The sequence below is a fragment of the Massilia sp. Root133 genome (assembly GCF_001426525.1).
GTDB lineage: Bacteria > Pseudomonadota > Gammaproteobacteria > Burkholderiales > Burkholderiaceae_D > Telluria > Telluria orientalis.
Genome location: NZ_LMEW01000002.1, coordinates 40,481 through 63,821 on the forward strand (window position 1 = coordinate 40,481; position 23,341 = coordinate 63,821).

Annotated in this window: 19 protein-coding genes; 12 read left to right on the plus strand and 7 right to left on the minus strand. The window is 66.3% G+C overall.

Annotation, left to right across the window (positions count from 1 at the left end):
• Window positions 1–4 precede the first annotated feature (4 nt).
• Entirely contained in the window at window positions 5–1,027 is a 1,023-nt protein-coding gene (gene secF, locus ASD28_RS02945; RefSeq protein ID WP_056123757.1) for a protein translocase subunit SecF, read from the plus strand.
• A 178-nt stretch (window positions 1,028–1,205) separates the two neighbouring features.
• Here the strand turns inward: secF and ASD28_RS02950 are convergent, their stop codons facing one another.
• From ASD28_RS02950 to ASD28_RS02970, 5 genes are all read right to left on the minus strand, one after another.
• Window positions 1,206–2,168: a MerR family transcriptional regulator gene (locus ASD28_RS02950; RefSeq protein ID WP_056123760.1), complete on the minus strand. Its 963-nt coding sequence runs from the start codon at window positions 2,166–2,168 to the stop codon at window positions 1,206–1,208.
• 348 nt (window positions 2,169–2,516) lie between these two features.
• Window positions 2,517–3,035, minus strand: a complete 519-nt coding sequence (locus ASD28_RS02955; protein WP_056123763.1) for a porin family protein — start codon at window positions 3,033–3,035, stop codon at window positions 2,517–2,519.
• A gap of 195 nt (window positions 3,036–3,230) precedes the next feature.
• Window positions 3,231–4,067 carry an HDOD domain-containing protein gene (locus ASD28_RS02960; protein WP_056123767.1) on the minus strand — a complete coding sequence of 279 codons (837 nt, stop codon included), beginning with the start codon at window positions 4,065–4,067 and terminating at the stop codon, window positions 3,231–3,233.
• A gap of 29 nt (window positions 4,068–4,096) precedes the next feature.
• Entirely contained in the window at window positions 4,097–4,378 is a 282-nt protein-coding gene (locus ASD28_RS02965; RefSeq protein ID WP_056123771.1) for a hypothetical protein, read from the minus strand.
• Window position 4,379: 1 nt separating this feature from the next.
• Window positions 4,380–4,850: a MarR family winged helix-turn-helix transcriptional regulator gene (locus ASD28_RS02970; protein ID WP_056123774.1), complete on the minus strand. Its 471-nt coding sequence runs from the start codon at window positions 4,848–4,850 to the stop codon at window positions 4,380–4,382.
• A 98-nt stretch (window positions 4,851–4,948) separates the two neighbouring features.
• On the opposite strand from ASD28_RS02970, the gene ASD28_RS02975 reads away from it, so the two are divergent.
• From ASD28_RS02975 to ASD28_RS03025, 11 genes are all read left to right on the plus strand, one after another.
• Complete coding sequence (locus tag ASD28_RS02975; RefSeq protein ID WP_056123777.1) at window positions 4,949–5,866, plus strand: DMT family transporter; 918 nt, start codon at window positions 4,949–4,951, stop codon at window positions 5,864–5,866.
• A gap of 18 nt (window positions 5,867–5,884) precedes the next feature.
• A complete protein-coding gene (locus tag ASD28_RS02980) occupies window positions 5,885–6,823 on the plus strand; it encodes a GlxA family transcriptional regulator (RefSeq protein ID WP_056123779.1) in 939 nt (312 codons plus the stop codon).
• 193 nt (window positions 6,824–7,016) lie between these two features.
• On the plus strand, window positions 7,017–8,258 hold the full coding sequence (locus ASD28_RS02985) for an acetylornithine/succinyldiaminopimelate transaminase (RefSeq protein WP_056123781.1): 1,242 nt from the start codon (window positions 7,017–7,019) through the stop codon (window positions 8,256–8,258).
• A gap of 84 nt (window positions 8,259–8,342) precedes the next feature.
• Entirely contained in the window at window positions 8,343–9,383 is a 1,041-nt protein-coding gene (locus tag ASD28_RS02990) for an arginine N-succinyltransferase (protein WP_056123784.1), read from the plus strand.
• Between the two features lie 25 nt (window positions 9,384–9,408).
• The gene (astA, locus tag ASD28_RS02995) at window positions 9,409–10,440 is read left to right on the plus strand and encodes an arginine N-succinyltransferase (protein WP_036234611.1); all 1,032 of its coding nucleotides are present in this window, start codon (window positions 9,409–9,411) and stop codon (window positions 10,438–10,440) included.
• Window positions 10,433–11,917 (plus strand): succinylglutamate-semialdehyde dehydrogenase, encoded by a 1,485-nt coding sequence (astD, locus tag ASD28_RS03000; RefSeq protein WP_056123787.1) that lies wholly within the window; start codon window positions 10,433–10,435, stop codon window positions 11,915–11,917. Before astA ends, astD begins: the two co-directional genes overlap by 8 nt.
• Before the next feature lie 5 nt (window positions 11,918–11,922).
• Window positions 11,923–13,278: an N-succinylarginine dihydrolase gene (astB, locus tag ASD28_RS03005; RefSeq protein ID WP_056123790.1), complete on the plus strand. Its 1,356-nt coding sequence runs from the start codon at window positions 11,923–11,925 to the stop codon at window positions 13,276–13,278.
• 190 nt (window positions 13,279–13,468) lie between these two features.
• On the plus strand, window positions 13,469–18,226 hold the full coding sequence (locus ASD28_RS03010; protein WP_229412376.1) for an NAD-glutamate dehydrogenase domain-containing protein: 4,758 nt from the start codon (window positions 13,469–13,471) through the stop codon (window positions 18,224–18,226).
• Window positions 18,227–18,229: 3 nt separating this feature from the next.
• The gene (locus ASD28_RS03015) at window positions 18,230–19,216 is read left to right on the plus strand and encodes a succinylglutamate desuccinylase (protein ID WP_056123794.1); all 987 of its coding nucleotides are present in this window, start codon (window positions 18,230–18,232) and stop codon (window positions 19,214–19,216) included.
• A 62-nt stretch (window positions 19,217–19,278) separates the two neighbouring features.
• Window positions 19,279–20,394: an NADH:flavin oxidoreductase/NADH oxidase gene (locus tag ASD28_RS03020; protein WP_056123797.1), complete on the plus strand. Its 1,116-nt coding sequence runs from the start codon at window positions 19,279–19,281 to the stop codon at window positions 20,392–20,394.
• A 119-nt stretch (window positions 20,395–20,513) separates the two neighbouring features.
• Entirely contained in the window at window positions 20,514–21,380 is an 867-nt protein-coding gene (locus ASD28_RS03025) for a head GIN domain-containing protein (RefSeq protein WP_056123801.1), read from the plus strand.
• A 29-nt stretch (window positions 21,381–21,409) separates the two neighbouring features.
• On the opposite strand, the gene ASD28_RS03030 is transcribed toward ASD28_RS03025, so the two are convergent.
• A complete protein-coding gene (locus ASD28_RS03030; RefSeq protein ID WP_056123804.1) occupies window positions 21,410–22,603 on the minus strand; it encodes a globin domain-containing protein in 1,194 nt (397 codons plus the stop codon).
• Window positions 22,604–22,688: 85 nt separating this feature from the next.
• A complete protein-coding gene (locus ASD28_RS03035) occupies window positions 22,689–23,186 on the minus strand; it encodes an Rrf2 family transcriptional regulator (RefSeq protein WP_056123807.1) in 498 nt (165 codons plus the stop codon).
• Window positions 23,187–23,341: the final 155 nt, after the last annotated feature.

Here is a 23,341-nt window from a genome sequence, read left to right on the forward strand (position 1 = left end):
GACCATGGAATTTTTCAAGATTAAACGGGACATCCCGTTCATGCGCCACGCGTTGATCTTCAACGTGATCTCGGCGCTGACCTTCGTCGCCGCGGTGTTCTTCCTGGTGACCAAGCACCTGCACTTCTCGGTCGAGTTCACGGGCGGTACCGTGATGGAACTGCGCTACCCGCACGCGGCCGAGCAGGAAAAGATCCGCCACACGCTGGAAAAACTGGGTTACGAGCAGCCGGAAGTGACGAGCTTCGGTACCGCGCAGGACATCATGCTGCGCCTGCCGATCCGCAAGGACGTCGCCGGTTCGGGCACGTCGGCCACCGTGTTCAACGCGCTGTGCGCCGCCGAATCCGGCACGCCGAAGCAGGTGCAAATCACCACCGACAAGGGCGAGAACGTCGCCCGCACCAGCTGCGTCAACGCGGCCGGCGCGGAAGTCTTGAGCCAGCAGCGCGTGGAATTCGTCGGCCCGCAGGTCGGCGACGAACTGGCGCAGAACGGCCTGAACGCCCTGATCATGGTCGTCGTCGGCGTGATGATCTACCTGGCCGTGCGCTTCGAATGGAAATTCGCCGTCGCGGCGATCGTCGCCAACCTGCACGACGTCGTCATCATCCTGGGCTTCTTCGCCTTCTTCCAGTGGGAATTCTCGCTGACCGTGCTGGCCGCCGTGCTGGCCGTGCTGGGCTACTCCGTGAACGAATCGGTCGTGATCTTCGACCGGATCCGCGAGACCTTCCGCAAGGAGCGCAAGCTGTCCGTGACCCAGGTCATCGACCACGCGATCACGAGCACGATCTCGCGTACGATCATCACCCACGGCTGTACCGAGATGATGGTCCTGTCGATGCTGTTCTTCGGCGGCCAGACGCTGCACTACTTCGCGATCGCGCTGACAATCGGTATCCTGTTCGGTATCTACTCGTCCGTGTTCGTCGCGGCCGCCATTGCCATGTGGTTGGGCGTCAAGCGCGAAGACCTGATCAAGCCGATCAAGGCCAAGGACGAAACCGACGGCGCCGTCGTGTAAGTTCGCTGGTCTCCATGACAGCAAAAGCCGCCCGGCCTGGCCGTGGCGGCTTTTGTTTTTTACTTTGTGTGAAACAGCGCACAGAGCGCTGACACAAGGCGGCCGTAAGATGGACTCGTCTCTTTCAGGACATCCCTAGTTTTGGACTTCACCCGCTCCCGCAAGGAGCGGGTTTTTTTTAGGCCGGCGGCAGCGGGATCCCTTCCGCGCGCGCCAGCCGCTCCAGCGCCGCCTCGAGGATCATGCGGGCCTGGCCGGCGGACTGGTGCAGATCCAGGTGGACTTGCGCATCCGCGCTGTTGCGCGACGCGCACTGGGCGCTGTAGCGCTCGAAGCTGCCCACCATCAGCAGCAGTTCCGCCATGTGGCGCGGGCATTCGCAGGCCAGCGTGCTGCTCGCGCCCGTGATGCCGGCCAGCGTCTCTTCGTCGAAGCGCGGCCCCGCGGACGGGCTGTGCGCGGCGCGGGGCGGCAGATGCTGTCCTTCCAGCGCCTGCTGGCACAACGGCACCAGTTCACCCATCTCGGATGGCACGCGCGCCACGAGCCAGCCCTGCGCCCGCAGCGCGCGGATGGCCGCGCTCGGACTGAAGCGGTACAGCACGACGACGGCCGCCGCGTGCAGGGCGCTGCTCGCCGCTTCGATCATCGGGATCGCCTGTTCGTCGAGTTCGGACAATTCCACCAGCAGCACCTCGGTGCGCAGGTCCGGCCCGAGGCAGTCGGCGGGTTCGAAACGCGAGCAACTGGCCTGCACGTTCAGCAGCAGGGTGTCGTGCGGGCTCGCGGCGATCCGGCGCGCGAGGCCCAGGCCGATGACGACGACGTCGATGGGCCGCACAAGCACGCCGTCGCGCGGCGCGCCGCCGCCCAGCCTGCGCAATTCGTCCGTAGACAAATGGGCCAGCTGGCCGATGGGATGGCCGCGGTCGACCAGTTGTTTCAGCAGACTCAGGCGTTGCACCTGGTCTGCCGTGTACAGGCGTTGGCCGCTGGCCGAGCGGCGCGTGCCCGACAGGTCGTAGCGCCGTTCCCACACGCGCAGGGTTTCCACCGAAAGGCCCGCCAGGCGGGCCGCTACGCCGCTGCGGTAGGTCAAGTCACTGGCATTGTCCTGGGGTTGTTCGTCTATTGCATCCATGATGAACCGAAGCTGAACCGGAAAGCTGCGATTATATCGGTTCAAGGATTGGACGTTACCGGAATTACATTTACATTGTCAGTGTGGAGCTACCAAGCTGGTTGAGCCGTCCTTTGCGCTTGGGCACGAATTAGTCAAAATATTTAACAAATGTGAGTTCACGCACAGAGTGCACGCGCCGTGGGAACTAAGATGGACTCGTCTCTTTCAGGACATCCCTAGTTTTGGACTTTGCCCACTCCCCGGAGTGGGCATTTTTTTATCTGGATGCCATAAAAAAACGTCGTCCATGCTTGCGCAGGGACGACGCCGGTGCAGCAGACCCGTTGCCGGGTCCGGGGAGGGGAATCAGAAGCCGTATTTCAGGCCGACGGTGTAGACATCGGCCTTGGCGCCGAATGCCTTGTCCTTGCCGTAGCGTTCGTATTCGGCGTTCAGGGCCAGGTTCTGGTTCAGCTTGTACTCGACGCCGACGCCGCCGTACAGGCCGGTGTCGTAGCTGTTGACCTGACCCAGGGTGCTGCTGCTGTACTTGCGCTCGTTGTACGACACGCCCAGCTTGCCGTAGCCGGTGAAGCGCTCGCCCAGCGGCATGCTGTACTTGCCGGCGACATAGGTGCCGGAACCTTTCACGTTGCCGAGGGACGTGTCCTGCTTGTCGAAGTTCGTGTAGCCGGCTTCGACGCCCCAGTTCTGGTCGAATTCATAGCCGCCGTAGATCTTGGCGTTCGTGTGGTAGTCGTCGGTCGACTTGTTGTCCGCGGTGGCGGCACCGATGCCGACGTAGGCGTGCGGCGTGGTGGTCTGGGCTTGTGCGACGCCGGCGACGGCGGAGGTGGCGATCAGTGCGAGCAGCAGTTTCTTCATGGTTCACTCCTTGGTGTTCTCGGGCTCGCGATTCGTCGTGAATCGCAATATGGCCAAGATAGCACCATGTTTCCCTAAGAGAAGTTCTCAAACGGTAAGGAATGTAACAAGATGAAAGTAAGTGACTCGAAAGTCACATATGTACGAACGACACCGGCCGCATGCAGCGGCCGGTGTCGAGGTGAGGATCGGGAATCAGGCCAGCGCGGCCGTCAGGCTGTGCACTTCATCCTCCGATTCCTGGAGGATGGTTTTCAGCGTGCCTTCGCCGACGGCGAAGTCGATGGTGGCGCCCACCTGGATGCCGGACACGCCAATATCGCGTTCCAGTAGCGGCGATGCGACGGGCGACAGGTCGTTCGCCAGCAGCAGCGTGTCGCCCAGCGTTTCCGGCGGCAGCGCGCGCATGCCGTTCCACAGCGCCTCGATGGCGCCCATCACGGGGGCGGGCACGCCCAGCTTGAGCAGGACGCCGCGGCCGATGGCCGTCTCGCCATGCTCGATCCATTCGTCGGCGCCGCCGTCCAGCAGGCCCGGAAACTCGGCCGCGCGCGACAGCAGGTAAAAGCCGCCGACTTCGTGCACGATGCCGGCGAACATCGCCGTTTCCGGATCGACGAACGACACACGCCGCGCGATGACCTGCGACAGCGCGGCCACGTGGGTCGAGTGCAGCCACAGTTGATCGGCCTTGGCGCGCAACTCGGGGTCGTGGATTTCGCTCGCCAACTGGCGCACGATGACGGCGGCGGCGAGCGCGCCCAGCGTGCGGAAGCCGACGCGCTGCACGGCCGCCTTGACGTTGGTGACGTCGTTGCCGAAGCGGTTATAGGCGGCCGAGTTGGCGATGGCGACGGTGCGGGCGGCCAGCAACGGCTCCGTCTGCACGAGACGCGCCGCTTCGTCGATGTGGCATTCCGGGTCGGTCAGCGTGCGCTGCAGCTTGAGCGTCGCGTCGACGTGGGTAGGGAAGTGGAGGTCGCCGCGCCCGGCCTGCGCGGCAATGCTCTTGAGGGCGTCGATTCTGTCCATGGGAAAAAATTATACCCCCAGGAACTTCGTCAAGGCTCGCTGAAAATGGCGTCGCAGCCGTCTTTCGGTTCCTCGGTGTCCTGCAGCTCGTCGACGAGGCCGAGGTCGAACAATTCCTCGACCGCGTTCATGAAGCTGTTCAGGGTGGCGGCGCCGATCAGGCGGTAGATCTCGCCGTCATCGTTGCGCACGCCGATCACCATCGGTTCCTCGCGCACTTCGGCGGGCGATGCCACGTCCAGCAGCAGGTTGCCGATGATGTGCTTGTCGAAATGAGGCGGTTTTTTGCCTTCCAGTAGTGCTGTATTCATATCATCCTTCGTCGGCGGGAACATGCCCGCCCGGTGTGACCAGGCCCGGCGCATCGAGCCGGGTGCGCAGCCGGCGCAGCGCGTGGTCAAGTTGTTCGAAATCGCCGTCGCCATAATCGGCGAACAGCTGCTTGCCGTGTGCGACCACGGCCGGAAACACGTTGCGGAACAGGGACTCCCCGTCCGCCGTCAGGCGCACGAGGAACGAGCGCTTGTCGTCGCAATTGCGCGCGCGTTCCACGAGTCCCTTCTGTTCGAGGCGGTCGATGACGCCGGTCAGCGTCCCCTTCGTGATCAGGGTTCGCTCGCCCAGTTCCTTGTAGGTCATGCCGGGCGTGTTGCCGAGGGTGGCGATGATGTCGAATTGCGGATGCGTCAGCCCATGCCGGCGCACCGGTTCGGCGACGAAACGCTCGAACCCTTGCAGGCACTCGGCCAGCAGGCGCACACTCTTCAGATATCGTTCACCCATGAAACGATTATAGCCGCCAGCGCGGGCCGGCCCCAGTCTTCGTCGTTGTGGCCGGGTCCGGTACCATAGCAATCTTGCCAGAATTTATTTCACGTTTCATGACCCAGCATCTGCGCGGCATCCTCGCCCTCGTCGTCGTCGTCCTCGTGTGGGGGACGACATTTCCTGCGATGAAGGAACTGACGGCCTATTTTTCTCCCGTCTGGATTATTTTGACCCGTTTCGCCATCGCGACGGCGCTCTTGTCACCGTTCCTGTGGCGCGCACGCCGCACGGACCTGATGCTGGGCGGCATACTCGGCTTGCTGCTGTTCTTCTGCTACCTGTTCCAGGTGGAAGGTCTCGCGCTGACGACCTCGAACCGCAACGCCTTCATCTGCGGCCTGAACGTGCTCGTCGTGCCGTTGCTGGGCCTGCTCGGCGGACGCCTGCCGGAGCGCCGCATCGTCATCGCGCTGCTGCTCGCGATCGCGGGGCTCGCGGCACTGTGCTGGGACGGCGGGGGCGGCTGGGGCCGCGGCGACACGCTCGCGCTGCTGGCCGCGCTCACGTTCGGCGCCTACATCAAGGTCATGGAGGTGTATACGCGGCGCGCCGTCCGTCTGATGACGGTGACGGCCGCGCAGATCGGCACCGTCGCCTTGTGCGCGGCGCTGTGGCTGTTCGCGCGCGAGGTACCGCGGGGCAGCATCGACGTCGCGTCCGATGCCGCCAACTACTGGGCCTACATCGGCCACGGGCTGCTTCACTATGCGCCGAACTTCGCCTACCTGGGCGTGCTGTGCACGGCCGCCATCATCTCGATGCAGGCCTGGGGCCAGGCGCGCACGAGTGCCAACGAGGCGGCCGTCATCTATGCGTTCGAGCCCGGCGGCGCCGCGTTTTTCGCGTATTTCTGGCTGGGCGAGGCGATGGGCGGCCGGGGCTGGCTCGGCGCGGCTTTGTTGATCTCCGGTATGATAGTCAGTCAATGGAATGCCGAAAGCCGGCCGGCCGCCGCGCTCGCCCCCGAGTGATGATCCCTGTTCGTCCCAATGCAGCAGCTTGAATTATCCCGCCTCGCGCAGGAGGCGCCGCTGCGCGTGCTGCTCGTGCATGCGGGCGAGCCGGATTCGCTGACGTGGTCCGGCCTCGTGCAGCCGCTGCGCCTCGCGGCCAAGGTGCTGGGGCCGGAGCGCCTGCACGTGGACGTGCGCACCCCCGACAAATTCGCGGCCGACCAGCGCCATTGGCACCTCGTGCTCCTCGTCGCCGACGAGGCCGAGGCCGGCTTGCGTCCCGCCAACCTGCGTACGGTCGTCTCCCGCTGCCGGGCGGCGCCGTGCTGGGGCGGCGTCGGCGCGGGTGTGCTGTGGCTGGCGGAGGCGGGCGCGCTGAACGGTGCGCGCGCCGCGTTGCCGTGGTCGCTGTATCCCGACGTCGACATGCGCGCCGACCAGGCCCTGCTGAGCCCGCACCTGTACGAGATCGACGGCGCGCGCCTGACGTCCTGCGGCGGTGCGGCCAGCATCGACTTCGCGCTGACCCTCGTCGACCTGCTGTTCGGCGCGACGGTCCAGGCGCAGGTGAAGGAAATCCTGTGCGTGGACCGCGTGCGCGGCCCGGACGAACGCCAGCGCGTCGCGCTGCAGGCGCGCTTCGGCGTGCTGCAGCCCAAGCTGACGGAAGCCGTCACCCTGATGGAAGCGAACATCGAGGAACCGCTGTCGACCGACGACATCGCCCAGCTGGCGGGCGTGTCCCGCCGCCAGCTGGAGCGGCTATTCAAGCAATACCTGGGCAGCCTGCCGTCGCGCTACTACCTCGAACTGCGCCTGCAACGGGCGCGCCAACTGCTGCGCGACACCAATTACTCCATTGTGCAGGTGGGGCTGATGTGTGGTTTCTCGTCCGGGTCGCACTTTTCTACCGCTTTCGGGGCGCTGTTCGGGAATACGCCGCGCGAAGAACGCCAGCGCAAACTGAGCCAGTAAACACCGGGGTCAGAGCCCGATTTTGGGCAATTTCCAAAAATCGGGCTCTGACCCCGGTTTTTTGTTGCTCGTCCAAAAATGAAAATGCCTGTCGCAGTTTGGAAAGAACGGCAAGGATTGGCTTCTCTATAATGAGTCGCTCGGCGCGGCTGCTGGAGTCCGCGCAATCTTTTATTTGGATGAGGAAAACGTCATGAATGCTAAGCTCGACTCGGGTGTCGCCACGCGGCCTGTCACACGCCAGACTTTCGACGAGGTGCTCGTCCCGACCTACGCACCCGCCGCGATGGTGCCCGTGCGCGCGTCGGGCCTGGACGTCTGGGACCAGGACGGCAAGCATTACCTCGACTTCACCTCCGGCATCGCCGTCAGCAGCCTGGGTCATTGCAACCCGGTCGTCGTCGAGGCGCTGACCCGCCAGGCCAATACGCTCTGGCACGTCGGCAACGGCTACACGAACGAGCCGGTCCTGCGCCTGGCGTCGGCCCTGATCGAGGCCACGTTCGCCGACCGCTGCTTCTTCGCCAACTCGGGCGCGGAAGCCAACGAAGCCGCCCTGAAGCTGGCGCGCAAGTACGCGCACGGCAAGTTTGGCCCGCACAAGTCGCGCATCGTGTCGTGCTATTCCTCGTTCCACGGCCGCACGCTGTTCACCGTGTCGGTCGGCGGCCAGTCGAAGTACACCGAAGGCTTCGAGCCGCTGCCCCCGGAAATCAACCACATCAACTACAACGACATCGAGTCGGCACGCGCCGCCATCGGCGATGACGTCGCGGCCGTGATCGTCGAGCCGATCCAGGGCGAAGGTGGCGTGATCCCGGGCGACATCGAATTCCTCAAGACGCTGCGCGAGCTGTGCGACAAGACCGGCGCCCTGCTGATCTTCGACGAAGTGCAGTCGGGCGTGGGCCGTACCGGTACCTTCTACGACTACATGAACGTGGGCGTGACCCCGGACGTGCTGACGTCGGCCAAGGCCCTGGGCAACGGCTACCCGATCGGCGCCATGCTGACCACCAACGAGATCGCCCAGTACCTGGCCGTCGGCAGCCACGGCACCACGTACGGCGGCAACCCGCTGGCGACGTCGGTGGCGCTGGCCGTGATCGAGCAGATCAACCAGCCGGCCTTCCTGGCGCGCGTGCGCGAGGCGAGCAGCAAGATCGTCGCGAACCTGGAGAAGCTGGCCGCCGACTACCCGAAGCTGTTCACCAGGCCGCGCGGCAAGGGCCTGCTGCTCGGCCTGCCGATGGCCGACGGCTACAAGGGCAAGTCGAAGGACTACACGAAGGTCGCGGAAAAGCTCGGCCTGATGCTGCTGATCGCCGGCCCGGACGTCGTCCGCCTGGCACCGGCGCTGGTCGTCTCCGACGAGCAGATCGCGGAAGCCGACCGCATCATGCGCCAGGCCGCCGACGCGTTCCTCGCCGGCTGATACTGCCAGCACCACCCGGCCGGAAGGGGGGGCACCCCCAATCCGGCCGGCTCCGTGAGTTCGATGCCTTTGTCGGGAGAATCCATGTACGTAGTTCGTCCGGTAGAACCAGCGGATGTCGGCGCCCTCGAGACGCTGCTTGCCGCGTCCACGCCGGGAGTGCACACCCTGCCGCGCACGCGCGAGAAAATCGCCGCGTTCGTGGAGCGTTCGGTGGCGTCGTTCGCCGCCCACGTCGACATCCCCAGCGAAGAGTCCTACCTGTTCGTGCTCGAAGACGTCGACAGCCGCGCGCTGGTCGGCACCGCCGCGATCCACGCGTCGGCCGGTTCGAACGGCACTTATTTCGCGTTCCGCAACGATGTGATCCAGCAGGTCTCGCGCGACCTGAACATCAGCCACAGCGTGCACGCGCTGACCCTGTGCTCGGAGCTGACGGCGTATTCGCAGCTGTCCGGCTTCTACATTCGCAATCAGGATACTGCCGGCCGCGAGTCCGCGCTGCTGTCGCGCGCCCGTCTGCTGTACGCCGTGCTGGCGCCGCACCGCTTCGGCGACCGTTTCTTCGTGCCGCTGGCCGGCGTCACCGACGCGGGTGGCCAGTCGCCGTTCTGGGATGCGCTGGGCCGCAAGTTCTTCAAGATGGATTTCCTCGATGCGGAGCGCACGATCGGCGGCGCCCGTAACCGCACCTTGATCGTCGAGCTGATGCCGCACTACCCCGTGTACGTGCCGCTGCTGCCCGGCCCCGCGCAGGCCGTGATGGGCCAGATCCACCCAAGCGGCGAACTCGCGTTCGACCTGCTGACGGAAGAGGGCTTCGAGGCCGACGAATACATCGACATCTTCGACGGCGGTCCGATCCTGCAGGCGCACAAGCACGCGCTGCGGTCGTTCTCCGGCTCGATGGTGAAGAAGGTCGCGAACGCCGAACTGCAGCCGCCCACGCGCGGCGGCAAGGCCGCGATGGTGAATTACGCGGTGGCCAGCAGCGAACGCAAGTTCCGCGCGATCGTGCTGCCGTGCGACCCGGCCGAGAGTTCCGACGCCATCTGCCTGCCGCCCGCGGCACGCGAGGCGTTAGGCGTCGCGACCGGCGACAGCGTCATCTGCGTACGCATCTGACGCTTTGGAAAACCATGAGGAACCCATGCTCGTAATCCGCGCAATCACCCTGAACGACATCGATCCGCTGATCGAGATGGCACGCCAGGTCGGCAGCGGCATGACCACGCTGAAGCCGGACCGCGCCATGCTGGGCGAGCGCGTCGAGACCGCGGTGGCATCGTTCGCGCAGACGATCCCGCCCGAGGAACGCGACTACATGTTCGTGATGGAAGACACGTCCAACGGCCGCCTGGCCGGCGTGTGCGCCATCAAGGCCGCCGTCGGCCTCACGGAGCCGTTTTATAACTACCGCATCGGCACGCTGGTGCACTCCAGCCGCGAACTGGGCGTGTTCACGCGCATGGACACGCTGTACCTGTCGAACGACCTGACCGGCTCCACGGAACTGTGTTCGCTGTTCCTGATGCCGGAGTACCGCACGGGCTACAACGGCAAGTGGCTGTCGAAGAGCCGCTTCCTGTTCATGGCGCAGTTCCAGCACCTGTTCACGGAAAAGATCATCGCGGAGATGCGCGGCTACCAGGCGGAGGACGGCACGTCGCCGTTCTACGAGGGACTCGGCCGCCACTTCTTCAAGATGGATTTCAACCACGTCGACGGCCTGACGGCGCTCGGCAAGAAGTCGTTCATCGCGGAGCTCATGCCGCGCCAGCCGCTGTACGTCGCGTACCTGCCGGAAGACGCGCAGGCCGTGATCGGTCAGGTGCACCGCTCCACGCTCCCTGCGCGCAAACTGCTGGAGCAGGAAGGCATGCACTACGAGGGCTACGTCGACATCTTCGACGCGGGGCCCGTGCTGCAGGGCCGCGTGGCCGAGCTGCGCGCCGTGCGCGACAGCGTGCTGACCACGGCCGAGGAAGGCCAACCGGAAGGTGAGTGCGAAGTCACGCTCGTCTCCAACACGAAGCTCGACGATTTTCGCATGGTCCTTACCCAGGCCTGCGACGGCGGCCGCAAGGTCGCGCTATCCGTGCGCGAACTCCAGTTGCTGCATTGCCAGCCGGGTGACCCTATTCGCTCGCTGGCCCTCAACGTAAGGAAAAACAATGGCTAAAGAATTGAGCTCTAACTGCGCTAACTTCATCGGCGGTGAATGGCTGGCCGGCAGCGGTCCGCAACTCGAGACCATCGACCCGTCCACCGGCCGCCAGACCTGGACCAGCAACGAATCCACGGCAGAAGATGTGGACCGCGCCGTAAAAGCCGCGCGCGCCGCGTTCGAAGACTGGGCGCTCACGCCGCTCGAACAACGCATCGCCATCTGCCAGCGCTTCCGCGACCTGCTCAAGGAGCACAACGAGGAACTCGCCGCGATCATCGCGGAGGAAGTGGGCAAGCCGCTGTGGGAAGCCCGCACGGAAGTGACGACGATGGCCAACAAGGTCGACATCTCGGTGCAGTCGCATGCCGCGCGCACGGGCGAAACCGCCGCCAAGGTCGCCGACGGCAACGCCGTGCTGCGCCACCGTCCGCACGGTGTGTTCGGCGTGTTCGGACCCTACAACTTCCCCGGCCACCTGCCGAATGGCCACATCGTACCGGCGCTGATCGCGGGGAACACGCTCGTGTTCAAGCCGAGCGAATACGCGCCGCGCACCGCCGTGCGTACCGTGCAGCTGTGGGAGCAGGCCGGCCTGCCGCAGGGCGTGCTGAACCTCGTGAACGGCGGCCGCGCGACCGGCGTGGCGCTGTCGCAGCATCCGGACGTGGACGGCATCCTGTTCACCGGCAGCAGCCAGACCGGTGTCGCGTTGCATAAACAGTTCGGCGGCCAGCCGGGCAAGATGCTGGCGCTGGAAATGGGCGGCAACAACCCGCTCGTCGTGTGGGACGTGCAGAACGTCGACGCGGCCGTGCACCACGCCGTGATGTCCGCGTTCATCTCGGCCGGCCAGCGCTGCACGTGCGCGCGCCGCCTGATCGTGCAGGACGGCCCGCAGGGACAAGCCATCGTCGACCGTCTCGTGGAAGTGGCGGGCAAGCTGGCCGTCGGCCCGTCGAACGCGGAGCCGCAGCCGTTCATGGGCCCCGTCGTCTCGGCCGCCGTGGCGAAACGCCTCGTGCAGGCGCAGGAGATGATGGAAGCGCAGGGCGGCAAGGTCCTGCTGCGCATGCGCCAGCTCGACCCGAACGCGGGCTTCGTCACCGCCGGTATCGTCGACGTGACGGATGCGCAGGGCATCCCGGACGAAGAGTGGTTCGGACCGCTGCTGCAGATCGTGCGCGTGGCCGATTTCGACCGCGCCATCGCGGCCGCCAACGCGACGGAGTACGGCCTCGCCGCGGCACTCCTCTCGCCGTCGGAAGACTTGTGGAAGCGCTTCGCGGTCAAGGCTAGAGCCGGCGTCGTCAACTGGAACCGTCCGACGACGGGCGCCGCCAGCTCCGCGCCGTTCGGCGGCGTGGGCAAGTCCGGCAACCACCGTCCGAGCGCCTATTATGCGGCCGACTACTGCGCGTACCCGGTCGCCTCCATCGAAACCTCTGAACTGGACATGCCGGCCAAGCTGTCGCCCGGTCTCACCTTCTGAACGATATGCGCAACGCACGCGAATTCAACTTCGACGGCCTCGTGGGCCCGTCGCACAACTACGCCGGTCTCTCGTTCGGCAACGTCGCCTCGTTCAACAATGTGCGGAGCGCGTCGAACCCGCGCCAGGCCGCGCTGCAGGGCCTCGCCAAGATGCGCGCACTGGCCGCACGCGGCTTCGCGCAAGGCTTGCTGCCGCCGCAGGCGCGTCCGAACTTCCGTCTGCTGCGCCGCCTCGGCTTCACGGGCACGGATGCCGACGTGCTGGCACGGGCGTACCGCGAATCTCCGGTGATCCTCGCGTGCGCATACTCCGCATCGCCGATGTGGACCGCGAACGCCGCCACCGTCAGCCCGTCGGCCGACACGGCGGACGGCCGCGTGCACTTCACCGCCGCGAACCTGAACAACAAGCTGCACCGCGCGGAAGAACACGTGCAGGCGACGCGCACGCTGCGCGCCCTGTTCGCGAACCCGGACCGCTTCGTCGTGCACGACCCGCTGCCGTCGACGCCCGCGTTCGGCGACGAGGGCGCCGCCAACCACACGCGCTTCGCCAGCGCCCACGGCGCGGCCGGCGTCGAATTCTTCGTGTATGGCCGCGTCGAGTTCGACCCGTCCGCGCCCGCGCCGACCAAGTATCCGGCACGCCAGACGCTGGAAGCATCGCAGGCCGTCGCCCGCCTGCATGGCCTGGACGCGGCACGTACCGTATTCGCGTCGCAGAATCCGGCCGTGATCGACCAGGGCGTGTTTCATAACGACGTGATCGCGGTCGGCAACGGCAACGTGCTGTTCTACCACGACCAGGCGTTCGCCGACGAAGCGGCCACGCTGGAAGCGCTGCGCCGCGCGCTGGGCGTTACCGGCACCGACCTGCGCGCCGTGCGCGTGGACACGGGCGTCGTCCCCGTCGCCGACGCCGTCGCCAGCTACCTGTTCAACAGCCAGCTGCTGTCGAAGCCGGACGGCGGCATGGCGCTCGTCGTCCCGCACGAGTGCCGCGAGGTCGCGACCGTGGCCCGCTACCTGGAGCAGTTGGTGGCATCCGGAAGGTCGGGAAACGGCGCGATCGACGAGTTGATCGAATTCGACCTGCGCCAGAGCATGCGCAACGGCGGCGGCCCCGCGTGCCTGCGCCTGCGCGTGGTGCTCACGGACGAGGAAGCGGCCGCGATGCACCAGGGCGTGCTGATGACGGAAGACCTGTACGCGCGCCTCGTGCCGTGGGTCGAGCGTCATTACCGCGACCGCGTGGAGCCGAAGGACCTGGCGGACCCGCAGCTGGCCATCGAATGCGCGGCCGCGCTGGAAGACCTGGAACGCATCCTCGGCTTGCCCGGTCTTTACCACCTTTCGTGATTTAATAGCGCATCGTTTCCGGGAGGGTGTACCTCGAAAAACCGTCCAGGTTTTTCGACGTACACCCGAAGAAGCACAAGAAATCTGGACGGGACAACCCTGTCCGTACCAGCCGGGAACATGTGGCCACAAGCCGTGCCGAACCCGGCGCAACAACCAGCTTTTGGAGAAGCTAAAAATGAACAAAGACATGCCTCACGATCTGCGCACGCAAACCCTCGCGCTGGTCAACGAGAACAAGCCGGTGGACGCCTCGGAACAAGTGGGCGCGCTGATCGGCGCCTGGATCGGCGCCCTGGACGAGGACGACCTCGCCGGCATCGATCCCCGCAACCTCGCCGCCATCCTGTGGGATGCCTTCGCCCAGGTGGCGCAGCGCACGACCGACGGTTGCCAGATCGCGGAGAATCGCTACACGGACGGGCGCTGCGGCATGTCGACCGCCTTGCTGATCCTGAACGAGGACATGCCCTACCTCGTCGACTCGTTCGTGATGGCGCTGCGCCGCCAGCGCGTCGTCGCGTCGGGCGTGCTGAATACGGTGCTGCCCGTGCGCCGCGATGAAGCCGGGCGCGTGGTCGCCGTCGGCGAAGCGGGCGCGCCGCTGGAATCGTATGTCCTGTGCCTGCTGGCGGAAGACCTGCCGCAGGACGAGCTCTCCGAACTCGTCGCCCGCATCCAGATGGTCGCGCGCGACGCCGCCATCGTGCACCGCGACGCCGTCGCCATGGCCGACCGCATGACTTTCGTCGCCGCAGCAGCCGCCGAGAAAGGGCATGATGCGGGCACGCCGTCCGGCCAGGAAGTGGCTGCCTTCCTCGACTGGGCCAAGAACGAAGGCTTCGAACCGTTCGGCTATGCCTATTACTTCGTCAAGCCGGGCGTGCGCGAACTCGAACGCGATATCCCGAGCCGCATCGGCGTGCTGCAGGATACGTCGCACCCCGTCTACGGCACCTGCCTGCAGAACATCCCGGGCGACTTCGAGATCCTGTCCAAGCGCGACGAGACGCTGTCGATCGTGAAGGCCGACGTGGCCGGCACCTTGCACCGCGACCAGCCGCTGGATTTCATCGGCGTGCGTGACACCGACACGCAAGGCAACACGATCGGCGAACACTGCTTCGTCGGCCTGTTCACCCGCGCCGCCACGTCGACCCCGCTGGCGCGCCTGCCGTTCGCACGCGGCCGCGTCGCGAAAGTGCTGTCGATTGCCGGCGTGCGCCAAGAAGGCTTCCGCGCCGAGAAATTCCTCGAGATCCTGGAGTCGCTGCCGCGCACGGAAGCGCTGGAAGCGGATCCGGACTGGCTTGCCCAGGTGTGCAGCTCCGTCGTCTCGCTGTACAAGCAGCCGCGCGCGAAAGTCTTCGCCCGCCGCGACGTCTATCAACGCCACCTGAACGTCCTCGTCTACCTGCCGCGCGAGCGCTACAGCGCCGCCGTCGTCGCGGCGCTGGCGCAGGCACTGAAGGAAAGCTCGGGCGCCGTCGACGTGCGCACGCAGACCCTCGTCGCCGATGGCCCGCTGGCCCGCGTCTACCTGATCGCCCAGGCCGCGCGCTATCCGCTCGACCTGGAATCGGACATCCAGAAACCGCTGCTGTCCGTGCTGGACGGCTGGCATGACCGCTACACGGCGCTGACCGACACGGTCGAAGATGTCCCGACCCGCAACGCGCTGCGCAAGATCCTGCCGACGCTGCCGGTCAACTACGTGGCCGCGACCGCGCCCGAAATCGCCTTCCGCGACGTGAGCGCGATCATCGCGAACGGCCAGCAGGGCCACGTCTCGGTCCGCATCGAGACGGATGAAGCGGGCGTCACGTCGCTGCGCCTGTACTCGACGAACACGATGCCGTCGCTGTCGCGCATCCTGCCGGCGCTGCAGAACGCCGGCGTCGCCATCGACCGCGAACAGAGCTTCTGGATCGACACGGCCGACGGCACGCGCCGCTACATCACGGGCCTGATCGTCGACGCGGATTCGGCCGCCAAGCTGGCCAAGCCGGGCGTCGCGGAAGTCGCGGGCGAACTGTTCGCCGCGCTGTTCAACGACGAAGCGGAAGACGGCCGCCTGAACGGCCTGACCATCGAAGGCGGCCTGGCCATGCGCGAAGTGCAGCTCGTGCGCGCCTACATCAGCTACTGGCGCCAGGCGGGCAGCAAGTTCTCGACCCGCTACATGGCCGAGACGCTGCGCCCGCGCGCGAACCTCGTCAAGGAACTGGTCGAAGGTTTCGAGCTGCGCTTCGATCCGAAACGCAGCGCCGAGGAACGCGCCGAAGGCGATGCGAAACTGGCCGCGCTGAAGGCGGACCTGGCCAGGGTCAACCACGCCGACACCGAGGAAATCATGGCCGCGCTGGTCGATCTCGTGATGGCGACAGTGCGCACCAATTACTATCAAAACGATGGCGAGAAGATCATCTTCAAGCTCGACACGAGCCACCTGGCGCTCGTGCCGGAACCTCGTCCGTTCCGCGAGATCTATGTGTTCTCGCGCCGCTTCGAAGGCTTGCACCTGCGCGGCGGCCCGGTCGCCCGCGGCGGCCTGCGCTGGTCCGATCGCATGGAAGACTACCGCACCGAAGTGCTGGGCCTCGTGAAGGCGCAGATGGTCAAGAACGCCGTCATCGTGCCGGCCGGCTCGAAGGGCGGTTTCGTCTGCAAGCAGATGCCGAAGGATGCGGCGCGTGACGTCGTGGCGGCCGAAGGCGAAGCCGTCTACCGCCTGTTCATCGCGAGCCTGCTGGAAGTGACGGACAACCGCGTGCGCGGCGAGATCGTGCCGCCGACGGACACCGTGCGCTACGACCAGGACGACCCTTACCTCGTGGTCGCCGCCGACAAGGGCACCGCGACGTTCTCCGACATCGCCAACAGCATCGCCGTCTCGCGCGGCTTCTGGCTGGGCGACGCGTTCGCATCGGGCGGTTCGAACGGCTACGACCACAAGAAGATGGGCATCACGGCGAAGGGCGCGTTCGAAGCCGTGAAACGCCACTTCTACGAAATGGGCCATGACATGAACACGACCCCGGTGACGATGGTCGGCGTGGGCGACATGTCGGGCGACGTGTTCGGCAACGGCGTGCTGCTGTCGCGCCAGCTGAAAGTGCTGGCCGCGTTCGACCACCGCCACATCTTCCTCGACCCGAACCCGGACGTCGTCGTGTCGTTCAATGAGCGCAAGCGCATGTTCGCGCTGCCGCGTTCGTCGTGGGACGACTACGACAAGGAACTGATCTCGGAAGGCGGCGGCGTGTTCCCGCGCACCGCGCGCCACATCGAGCTGTCGCCGCAAGTGCGCGAAGCGCTGGCCATCGAAGAGACGTCGCTCACGCCGGAAGAACTGATGCACCGTATCCTGCTGGCACCGGTCGACCTGTTCTACAACGGCGGCATCGGCACCTACATCAAGGCATCCACCGAGACCCACGCGCAGGTGAAGGACCGCGCCAACGACAACATCCGCGTCAACGGCAACGAGCTGCGCGTGAAGGTTGTCGCGGAAGGCGGCAACCTGGGCGCCACGCAGGCCGGCCGTATCGAATTCGCGCTGGCCGGCGGCCGCATCTTCACGGATGCGATCGACAACTCGGCCGGCGTGGACTGCTCCGACCACGAAGTCAACGTCAAGATCTGGCTCGACACCGAAGTCAACGCGGGCCAGCTGGACGAGGGCGAGCGCAATCGCCTGCTGACCGAGATGACGGGCGATATCGAGAAGCTGGTCCTGCGCGACAACACGCTGCAGACGCACCTGCTGGTGCGCGAGGCGCAGGCGCAATCGGACAGCGCCGTCGTCGACGGCTACGCTGCCCTGATCGCGAGCCTGGAGGCGGAAGGCGCCGTGTCGCGCGAGCTGGAGCAGCTGCCGAGCGAGACGGAACTGCAGCGCCGCAAGGCCCTGGGCCTGGGCTTGAGCACGCCGGAACTGGCCGTCGTCGTCGCCAACGTCAAGAACCGCTTCAAGCGCATCCTCGCCGCGCTGCCGCTGACGGAACAGCCGTGGGCCGAGACCATCCTGCGCCCGTACTTCCCGGCGCAGCTGGTCGCCACGCGCGATCCGCTGGCGCATCCGCTGGCCAACGCGATCCTCGCGACCGTGCTGGCCAACGAATCCGTCAACCGCTGCGGCCCGCTGATGCTGCGCGACCTGGCGCTGGAACACCGCATAGACGACGCCGAAGTCGTGAAAGCGTGGGGCCAGGCCTGGGCCGCGCTGCACCTGGCGCCCGTGTTCGAGGCACTGGACCATGACGCGCTGGTCGTGCCGCGCGACGTGTCGCAGACCGTCGATGCGCGCACCCGCGTGATGCTGCGCACCGTGATCGAAGGCGTGCTGTCGCTGCCGGCCGAGCAGGCCGGTGCCGGGGGCATGGAAGAGCTGTCGAACCTGTTCGCCCAGCCGGAACAACTGCGCCAGCTGATGCCGGCGAAGCTTGACGCGGACAGCCACGCGGGCCTGTCGTCGTCGTTCGTGCAGGCGTGGAAGGCCGTCGACACGGTCGAATCGCTGGCGGCGTTCCTGTTCGCGGCCGTCTCCGTCCAGCGTCCGCAAGGCATGTCGCTGGCCGAGTTCCTGCGCGTCGGCATGCTGCTGCGCGAACAGGCCGGCATCGACACCCTGGAACGCGGCCTCAAGCTGCCGGCCACCAGCAAGTCGCAGGAACAGCTGCGTAACTACGCGCTGCAAGCCCTGCGCCGCACGCAGCAACGCCTGCTGACGGAAGTGCTGGCGGCGAGCCGCACCAGCGGCGACATGCAGTCGGCCGTGCGCGAGCTGGCCGCGGCGATGGGCCTGTCGGCCGGCTACGTCCAACCGACGGACCTGGAGCAGGCGATGCTGGCCGTGTGGTCGCTGTCGGAAGGGTCGAGCCCGGACCGCATCGCATCCGGCACCGCGGCGTCGACCGTCGCCACCACCGTCGCGAACCTGGCGTAAGCGATGGCGGCCACCTTACCGAAGGAAATCCGGGCACTTGCCGAAGGCGACTTCGGCGAGGTCGCCGCCCGCTTCGCGCAAGCCGGCTTCACGGTCGGCCTGCCCGCGAAGGGCGTGCTGACCGTGAAGGCTGCGACGCCGTCGGCAGCGCGTGCCGCCGTGCTGCTGTCGGTGGGCGTCCATGGCGACGAGACGGGGCCGATCGAGATGGCGGCCTACGCCATCGAGGCCCTGTCGCGCACGCCGGGCGAGGTCGCGGTGGACCTGATGCTGTGCGTCGGGAACATCGACGCCATCGCGGCCGGCAAGCGCTTCATCGACGCGGACCTGAACCGCATGTTCCGCGACCAGCGCGGCGACCTGGCCGGCACCTTCGAAGCCGGCCGGGCGGACACGCTGATCGCAGCCACGGCTGCATTCTTCGACGGCAGCGGCCCGCGCCGCTGGCACCTCGACCTGCACACGGCGATCCGCGGCTCGCGTTATCCGCGCTTCGCGATCGTGCCGGAGCTGATCGCGGACGAGCCTCGCCGCGCGCTGATCGCGTGGCTGGGCCTCGGCGGCATCGAAGCCGTCATCATGAACCCGGCATCCGCGGGCACGTACAGTTACTGGACGGCCGAGCGGCACGGCGCCGCGGGCACCACCGTCGAACTGGGACGCATCGGCACGCTGGGGCAGAACGACCTGTCGCAGTTCGCGGCGATGGCGTCGGCCTTGCACGGATTGCTGCGCGGGCAGGCGCAGGCGGGCGGCAACCAACCCATCGTGTTCAACACGGCCCAGTCGATCACCAAGCTGTCCGATGCGTTCACGATGAGCTTCGGGCGCGACACGGAGAACTTCACGCCGCTGAAAAAGGGCGACGTGATCGCGCGCGACGGCGATACCGTTTATACCGTTCAGCACGACGAGGAGTGCGTCGTGTTCCCGAATCCCGACGTGCGCGTGGGATTGCGGGCAGGGATCATGGTGGTGCGCGCCGGTTGAAAGCGCGTTTGCGCCATGCGCGCTAGACTGGTTCTTTGGAACACAAAGGGGAGTCTTCACCCATGAGCAAGCTGTTTTCTCCGATCCAGCTCGGCCCGCTCGAGCTGGCGAACCGGATCGCCATCGCGCCGATGTGCCAGTACTCCGCCGACCGCGGTTTCGCCACCGACTGGCACATGATCCACCTCGGCCACCTCGCACTGTCCGGTGCCGGTCTCCTCATCATCGAAGCGACCGCCGTGACGGAAGAGGGGCGCATCACCTATGCCGACCTGGGCCTCTGGTCCGACGAGCATGCGGCGGCGCTGGAGCCCGTCGTCAATGCGATGCGCAAGCACGCACCGATCAAGATCGCCATCCAGCTCGCGCACGCCGGCCGCAAGGCATCGAGCGAGGTGCCGTGGAAGGGCGGCGCGAACATCCCTGCCGACCATGAGAATGGCTGGCAGACCGTGGCGCCGTCCGCGATCCCGCACGCGGAGGGCGAGACCGTGCCGCTGGCGCTCGATGCCGCCGGCCTGCAGCGCGTGAAGGACGGTTTTGTCGCCGCCGCGCGCCGCGCCGATGCGCTGGGCCTGGACGCCATCGAACTGCACGGCGCCCATGGCTATCTGCTGCACCAGTTCCTGTCGCCGCTGTCGAACCGGCGCGACGATGCATATGGCGGTTCGCTGGAAAACCGCATGCGCTTTCCGCTCGAGGTGTTCGAGGCCGTGCGCGCGGCCGTGTCGCCCGAGATGGTGGTCGGCATGCGTATCTCGGCCAGCGACTGGGTCGAGGGCGGCTGGGACCTGGAACAGAGCCTCGTGCTGACCAAAGCGCTCGAAAAACTGGGCTGCCAGTTCATCCACGTCTCGAGCGGCGGGCTGTCGCAGCACCAGAAGATCCCTGTGGGTCCGGGCTACCAGATCGAGTTCGCCGCGCGCATCAAGGCGAACACGCCAATGCCGACCATCGGCGTGGGCCTGATCACGGAAGCGAAGCAGGCCGAGACCATCGTGCAGACCGGCCAGGCGGACATGGTGGCGCTGGCGCGCGCGATGCTGTACGACCCGCGCTGGCCGTGGCATGCGGCGGCGGAACTGGGGGCGACGGTCAGCGCGCCGCCGCAGTACTGGCGCTCGCAGCCGCACGAGTACAAGCATCTGTTCGGCGATACGCGCCTGGGCCAGCGCTGACGGTCGTCGCAGGTTTTCCTCCGTTCGTTCCGCGTTTTACACCGTCCGTCGCATGCAGGCGGACGACCCCGGGTACCCTTGCTAGAGTGGCATGGTCAATAACAACAAGGCCATCCACCATGCGTACTCCGTTCGCCATCGCTCTCACCTGCGCCATCCTCGGCGGCTGCGCCATCATCGTCGCCCCCGGCGGCGATGGCGACTACCAGGTCCGCACGCCATTCTCCAGCGATTCCATCGAAGGTAACGGCGTGCCCGCGCGCGACGAGCGCACGATCGCCACCGTGCCGGCGCTGGAAGTGAACGGCACGATCACCGTCGACGTGCGCGTCGGCCCGGCGACGTCGCTGGTCGTGGAGGCGGACAGCAACCTGCTGCCGTTCATCCGCACGGAGCTGCGCGGCGACCGGCTGGTCATCGAGAAGGAGCGCTCGTTCCGCACCAACAATCCCGTGCGCGTGACCTATACGGTGCCGCGCTTGACGGACGTGCGCCACAATGGGTCCGGCCGCATGTCCGTGCAGGACCTGAACGGCGGACCGCTGGTGGTGGAAGAGCGGGGATCGGGTTCCGTGCTGCTGACGGGCCGCGTCGCCGGCCTGGACGCGGTACTGAACGGCTCGGGCAGCATCGACGCGACGACGTTGCAAAGCAGCGGCGGCAACCTGACCCTGAATGGTTCCGGCCGCGTCGTCGCGGGCCGCATGCAGGGCGAGCGCCTGACGGCGAGCCTGAACGGCTCCGGCCAGCTGCGCGTGACGGGTGCGGTGCGCCACCTGGCGGCGCGCTCGAACGGCTCCGGCCACCTGGACCTGGCGGACCTCGTCAGCGAGCAGGCGGACCTGTCGTCGACGGGATCCGGTGGCATGACCGCGAACGTGCGCCAGTCGCTCGTCGCGCAGAACGGCGGTTCCGGCGGCATCCGTGTGTATGGCAATCCGTCGCAGCGGACCGTGAGCGGGAAGCTCGTCCAGGTCGTGAATTAAAAACGCCGGCGCGAAGGCCGGCGTTTCGATTACAGCAGGTGGTCGAGCAGCTCCGGCCCGAACACCTCGCGGTACAGGCGGCCGGCCGGCACGCCCGCGTTCAGGAGACCGAGCCACTGGACCTGCATGAACTTGTGCGGGCCGCACAGGTAGACCGACGCCTCGTCGTGCGGCCATGCCGGCAGCTTCGCCACGTCCATGCGGCCTTCGATCACGCCGGCGGCACCTTGACCCTCCTCGTGGAAGGTCACGACCGACAGGTTCGGCATCACGGACACCAGGCCTTCGACTTCCGCGCGCAGCGCATGGTGGCCGGCGTCGCGAGCGGCGTGCGCGAAGATCACGCGGCGCTGCGGATTCACCTGCGCCACGCGTTTCAGCGCGGAGACCATCGGCGTGACACCGACGCCGGCCGACAGCAGCACGAGGGGTGCGTCGCCTTCCGTCTCCGGCAGGAACTCGCCGAACGGGTGCGACACCTGCAGCGTGGCGCCGACCTTCACGTTGGCGTGCAGCCAGTTCGACACTTCACCGGCCGGCGTATCGTCCACGCCATCTTCGCGCTTCACCGAGATGCGCAGGTTTTCACCATTCGGCGCATCCGACAGGCTGTACTGGCGCAGCTGGTGACGGCCGCCCGGCAGGTCGACGGCGACGCTGACGTACTGGCCCGGCTTGAACGCGGGGACCGGCTTGCCGTCGGCGGGGACGAAGCGGATCGACAGCACGTTGACGGATTCCGTCTTGACTTCCACGACGCGCATCGGACGGGTGTCGCCCGGCTGGATGCCGGCCGTGCTGTACAGGTTCGCTTCCGCTTCGATCAGCAGTTTGGCGAGCGAGTTGTAGGCTTCCTTCCACGCGTTCAGCAGCGGTTCCGTGGCGGCGTCGCCCAGCGTGGCCGCGATGGATTCCAGCAGGTGCTTGCCGACGATCGGGTAGTGCTCGGCGCGGATGCCGACCGACACGTGCTTGTGCACGATGCGCTCGACGACGGGACCCAGCGCGCCCGGGTTGCCGATGTTGGCCGCGTACGCGAACACCGCCGATGCCAGCGACTGCTGCTGCGCCCCACTGGCCTGGTTCCCCATGTTGAAGATGCGGGTCAGTTCAGGATGCGCGCCCAGCATGTTCGTGTAGAACAGCTTGGTGATCGTCAGGCCGTGCTGGCGCAGGACGGGGACGCTGGCATCGATGTAGGGGCGGGAAGCTTCCGAAATCATGGTGGTTCCTTTAATTATGCATTTAAAATGCAGATTTAAGATTCAAAAAAAGGCCCGCGCGGCGGGCTTGCCATCAAATTTGAAGTTAGTCCTCGCTCACCGGCTCGGGTAGGGCCACGGCGGTTTTCGCTGCGGCGCCATCCAAAAACATGCGGTGCATGCGCACGACCTGTTCGCCCGTGTTGCCGGCGGTGGCGTGGGCCAGCGTGTAACGGTCCATCGCGTCGTAGAACGCCCGCATGCCTGCGCGCAGCATGCCGCGCAGCTGGCAATCCATCTTCAGCGCGCAGTCCGTGCCGTCGCAGTCGACCAGTTCGTCGTCTTCGCCTTCCAGCTTGCGCAGCACCTGGCCGATCGTCAGCGTGGCGGGATCGGCGGCGAGGCGCAGGCCGCCGTTGCGTCCGCGGGTCGCCTGCACCCAGCCCAGCTTGGCCAGTTGCCCGACCACTTTGACCAGGTGGTTCAGCGGGATGTTGAATTGCTTGCCGATCTCGGCCACCGTTACCGGATGCAGACGTTCTCCCGCGCGTTCCAGATAGATCAGGACACGCAGGCCAATATCGGAAAATCGGGTGAGTCGCATCGGATCAGCTCAGTGGTTACGAGCGTATTCTAACTCCATGGGCGTATTCTACCTAAATCTGCATTAAAAATGCAGGTTTAACGGAAGTATTTTTTTCCCGCAGTGAAAGCGGTGCCGGAAACTGGCCCTATAATCGCGGACTTTGGACAAGACTA

What these genes read in the sequence shown, in the direction of transcription:
- secF (WP_056123757.1), top strand. Translation starts at nt 5, where the DNA reads ATGGAATTTTTCAAGATTAAACGGGACATCCCGTTCATGCGCCACGCG.
- ASD28_RS02950 (WP_056123760.1), bottom strand. Translation starts at nt 2,168, where the DNA reads ATGGATGCAATAGACGAACAACCCCAGGACAATGCCAGTGACTTGACC.
- ASD28_RS02955 (WP_056123763.1), bottom strand. Translation starts at nt 3,035, where the DNA reads ATGAAGAAACTGCTGCTCGCACTGATCGCCACCTCCGCCGTCGCCGGC.
- ASD28_RS02960 (WP_056123767.1), bottom strand. Translation starts at nt 4,067, where the DNA reads ATGGACAGAATCGACGCCCTCAAGAGCATTGCCGCGCAGGCCGGGCGC.
- ASD28_RS02965 (WP_056123771.1), bottom strand. Translation starts at nt 4,378, where the DNA reads ATGAATACAGCACTACTGGAAGGCAAAAAACCGCCTCATTTCGACAAG.
- ASD28_RS02970 (WP_056123774.1), bottom strand. Translation starts at nt 4,850, where the DNA reads ATGGGTGAACGATATCTGAAGAGTGTGCGCCTGCTGGCCGAGTGCCTG.
- ASD28_RS02975 (WP_056123777.1), top strand. Translation starts at nt 4,949, where the DNA reads ATGACCCAGCATCTGCGCGGCATCCTCGCCCTCGTCGTCGTCGTCCTC.
- ASD28_RS02980 (WP_056123779.1), top strand. Translation starts at nt 5,885, where the DNA reads ATGCAGCAGCTTGAATTATCCCGCCTCGCGCAGGAGGCGCCGCTGCGC.
- ASD28_RS02985 (WP_056123781.1), top strand. Translation starts at nt 7,017, where the DNA reads ATGAATGCTAAGCTCGACTCGGGTGTCGCCACGCGGCCTGTCACACGC.
- ASD28_RS02990 (WP_056123784.1), top strand. Translation starts at nt 8,343, where the DNA reads ATGTACGTAGTTCGTCCGGTAGAACCAGCGGATGTCGGCGCCCTCGAG.
- astA (WP_036234611.1), top strand. Translation starts at nt 9,409, where the DNA reads ATGCTCGTAATCCGCGCAATCACCCTGAACGACATCGATCCGCTGATC.
- astD (WP_056123787.1), top strand. Translation starts at nt 10,433, where the DNA reads ATGGCTAAAGAATTGAGCTCTAACTGCGCTAACTTCATCGGCGGTGAA.
- astB (WP_056123790.1), top strand. Translation starts at nt 11,923, where the DNA reads ATGCGCAACGCACGCGAATTCAACTTCGACGGCCTCGTGGGCCCGTCG.
- ASD28_RS03010 (WP_229412376.1), top strand. Translation starts at nt 13,469, where the DNA reads ATGCCTCACGATCTGCGCACGCAAACCCTCGCGCTGGTCAACGAGAAC.
- ASD28_RS03015 (WP_056123794.1), top strand. Translation starts at nt 18,230, where the DNA reads ATGGCGGCCACCTTACCGAAGGAAATCCGGGCACTTGCCGAAGGCGAC.
- ASD28_RS03020 (WP_056123797.1), top strand. Translation starts at nt 19,279, where the DNA reads ATGAGCAAGCTGTTTTCTCCGATCCAGCTCGGCCCGCTCGAGCTGGCG.
- ASD28_RS03025 (WP_056123801.1), top strand. Translation starts at nt 20,514, where the DNA reads ATGCGTACTCCGTTCGCCATCGCTCTCACCTGCGCCATCCTCGGCGGC.
- ASD28_RS03030 (WP_056123804.1), bottom strand. Translation starts at nt 22,603, where the DNA reads ATGATTTCGGAAGCTTCCCGCCCCTACATCGATGCCAGCGTCCCCGTC.
- ASD28_RS03035 (WP_056123807.1), bottom strand. Translation starts at nt 23,186, where the DNA reads ATGCGACTCACCCGATTTTCCGATATTGGCCTGCGTGTCCTGATCTAT.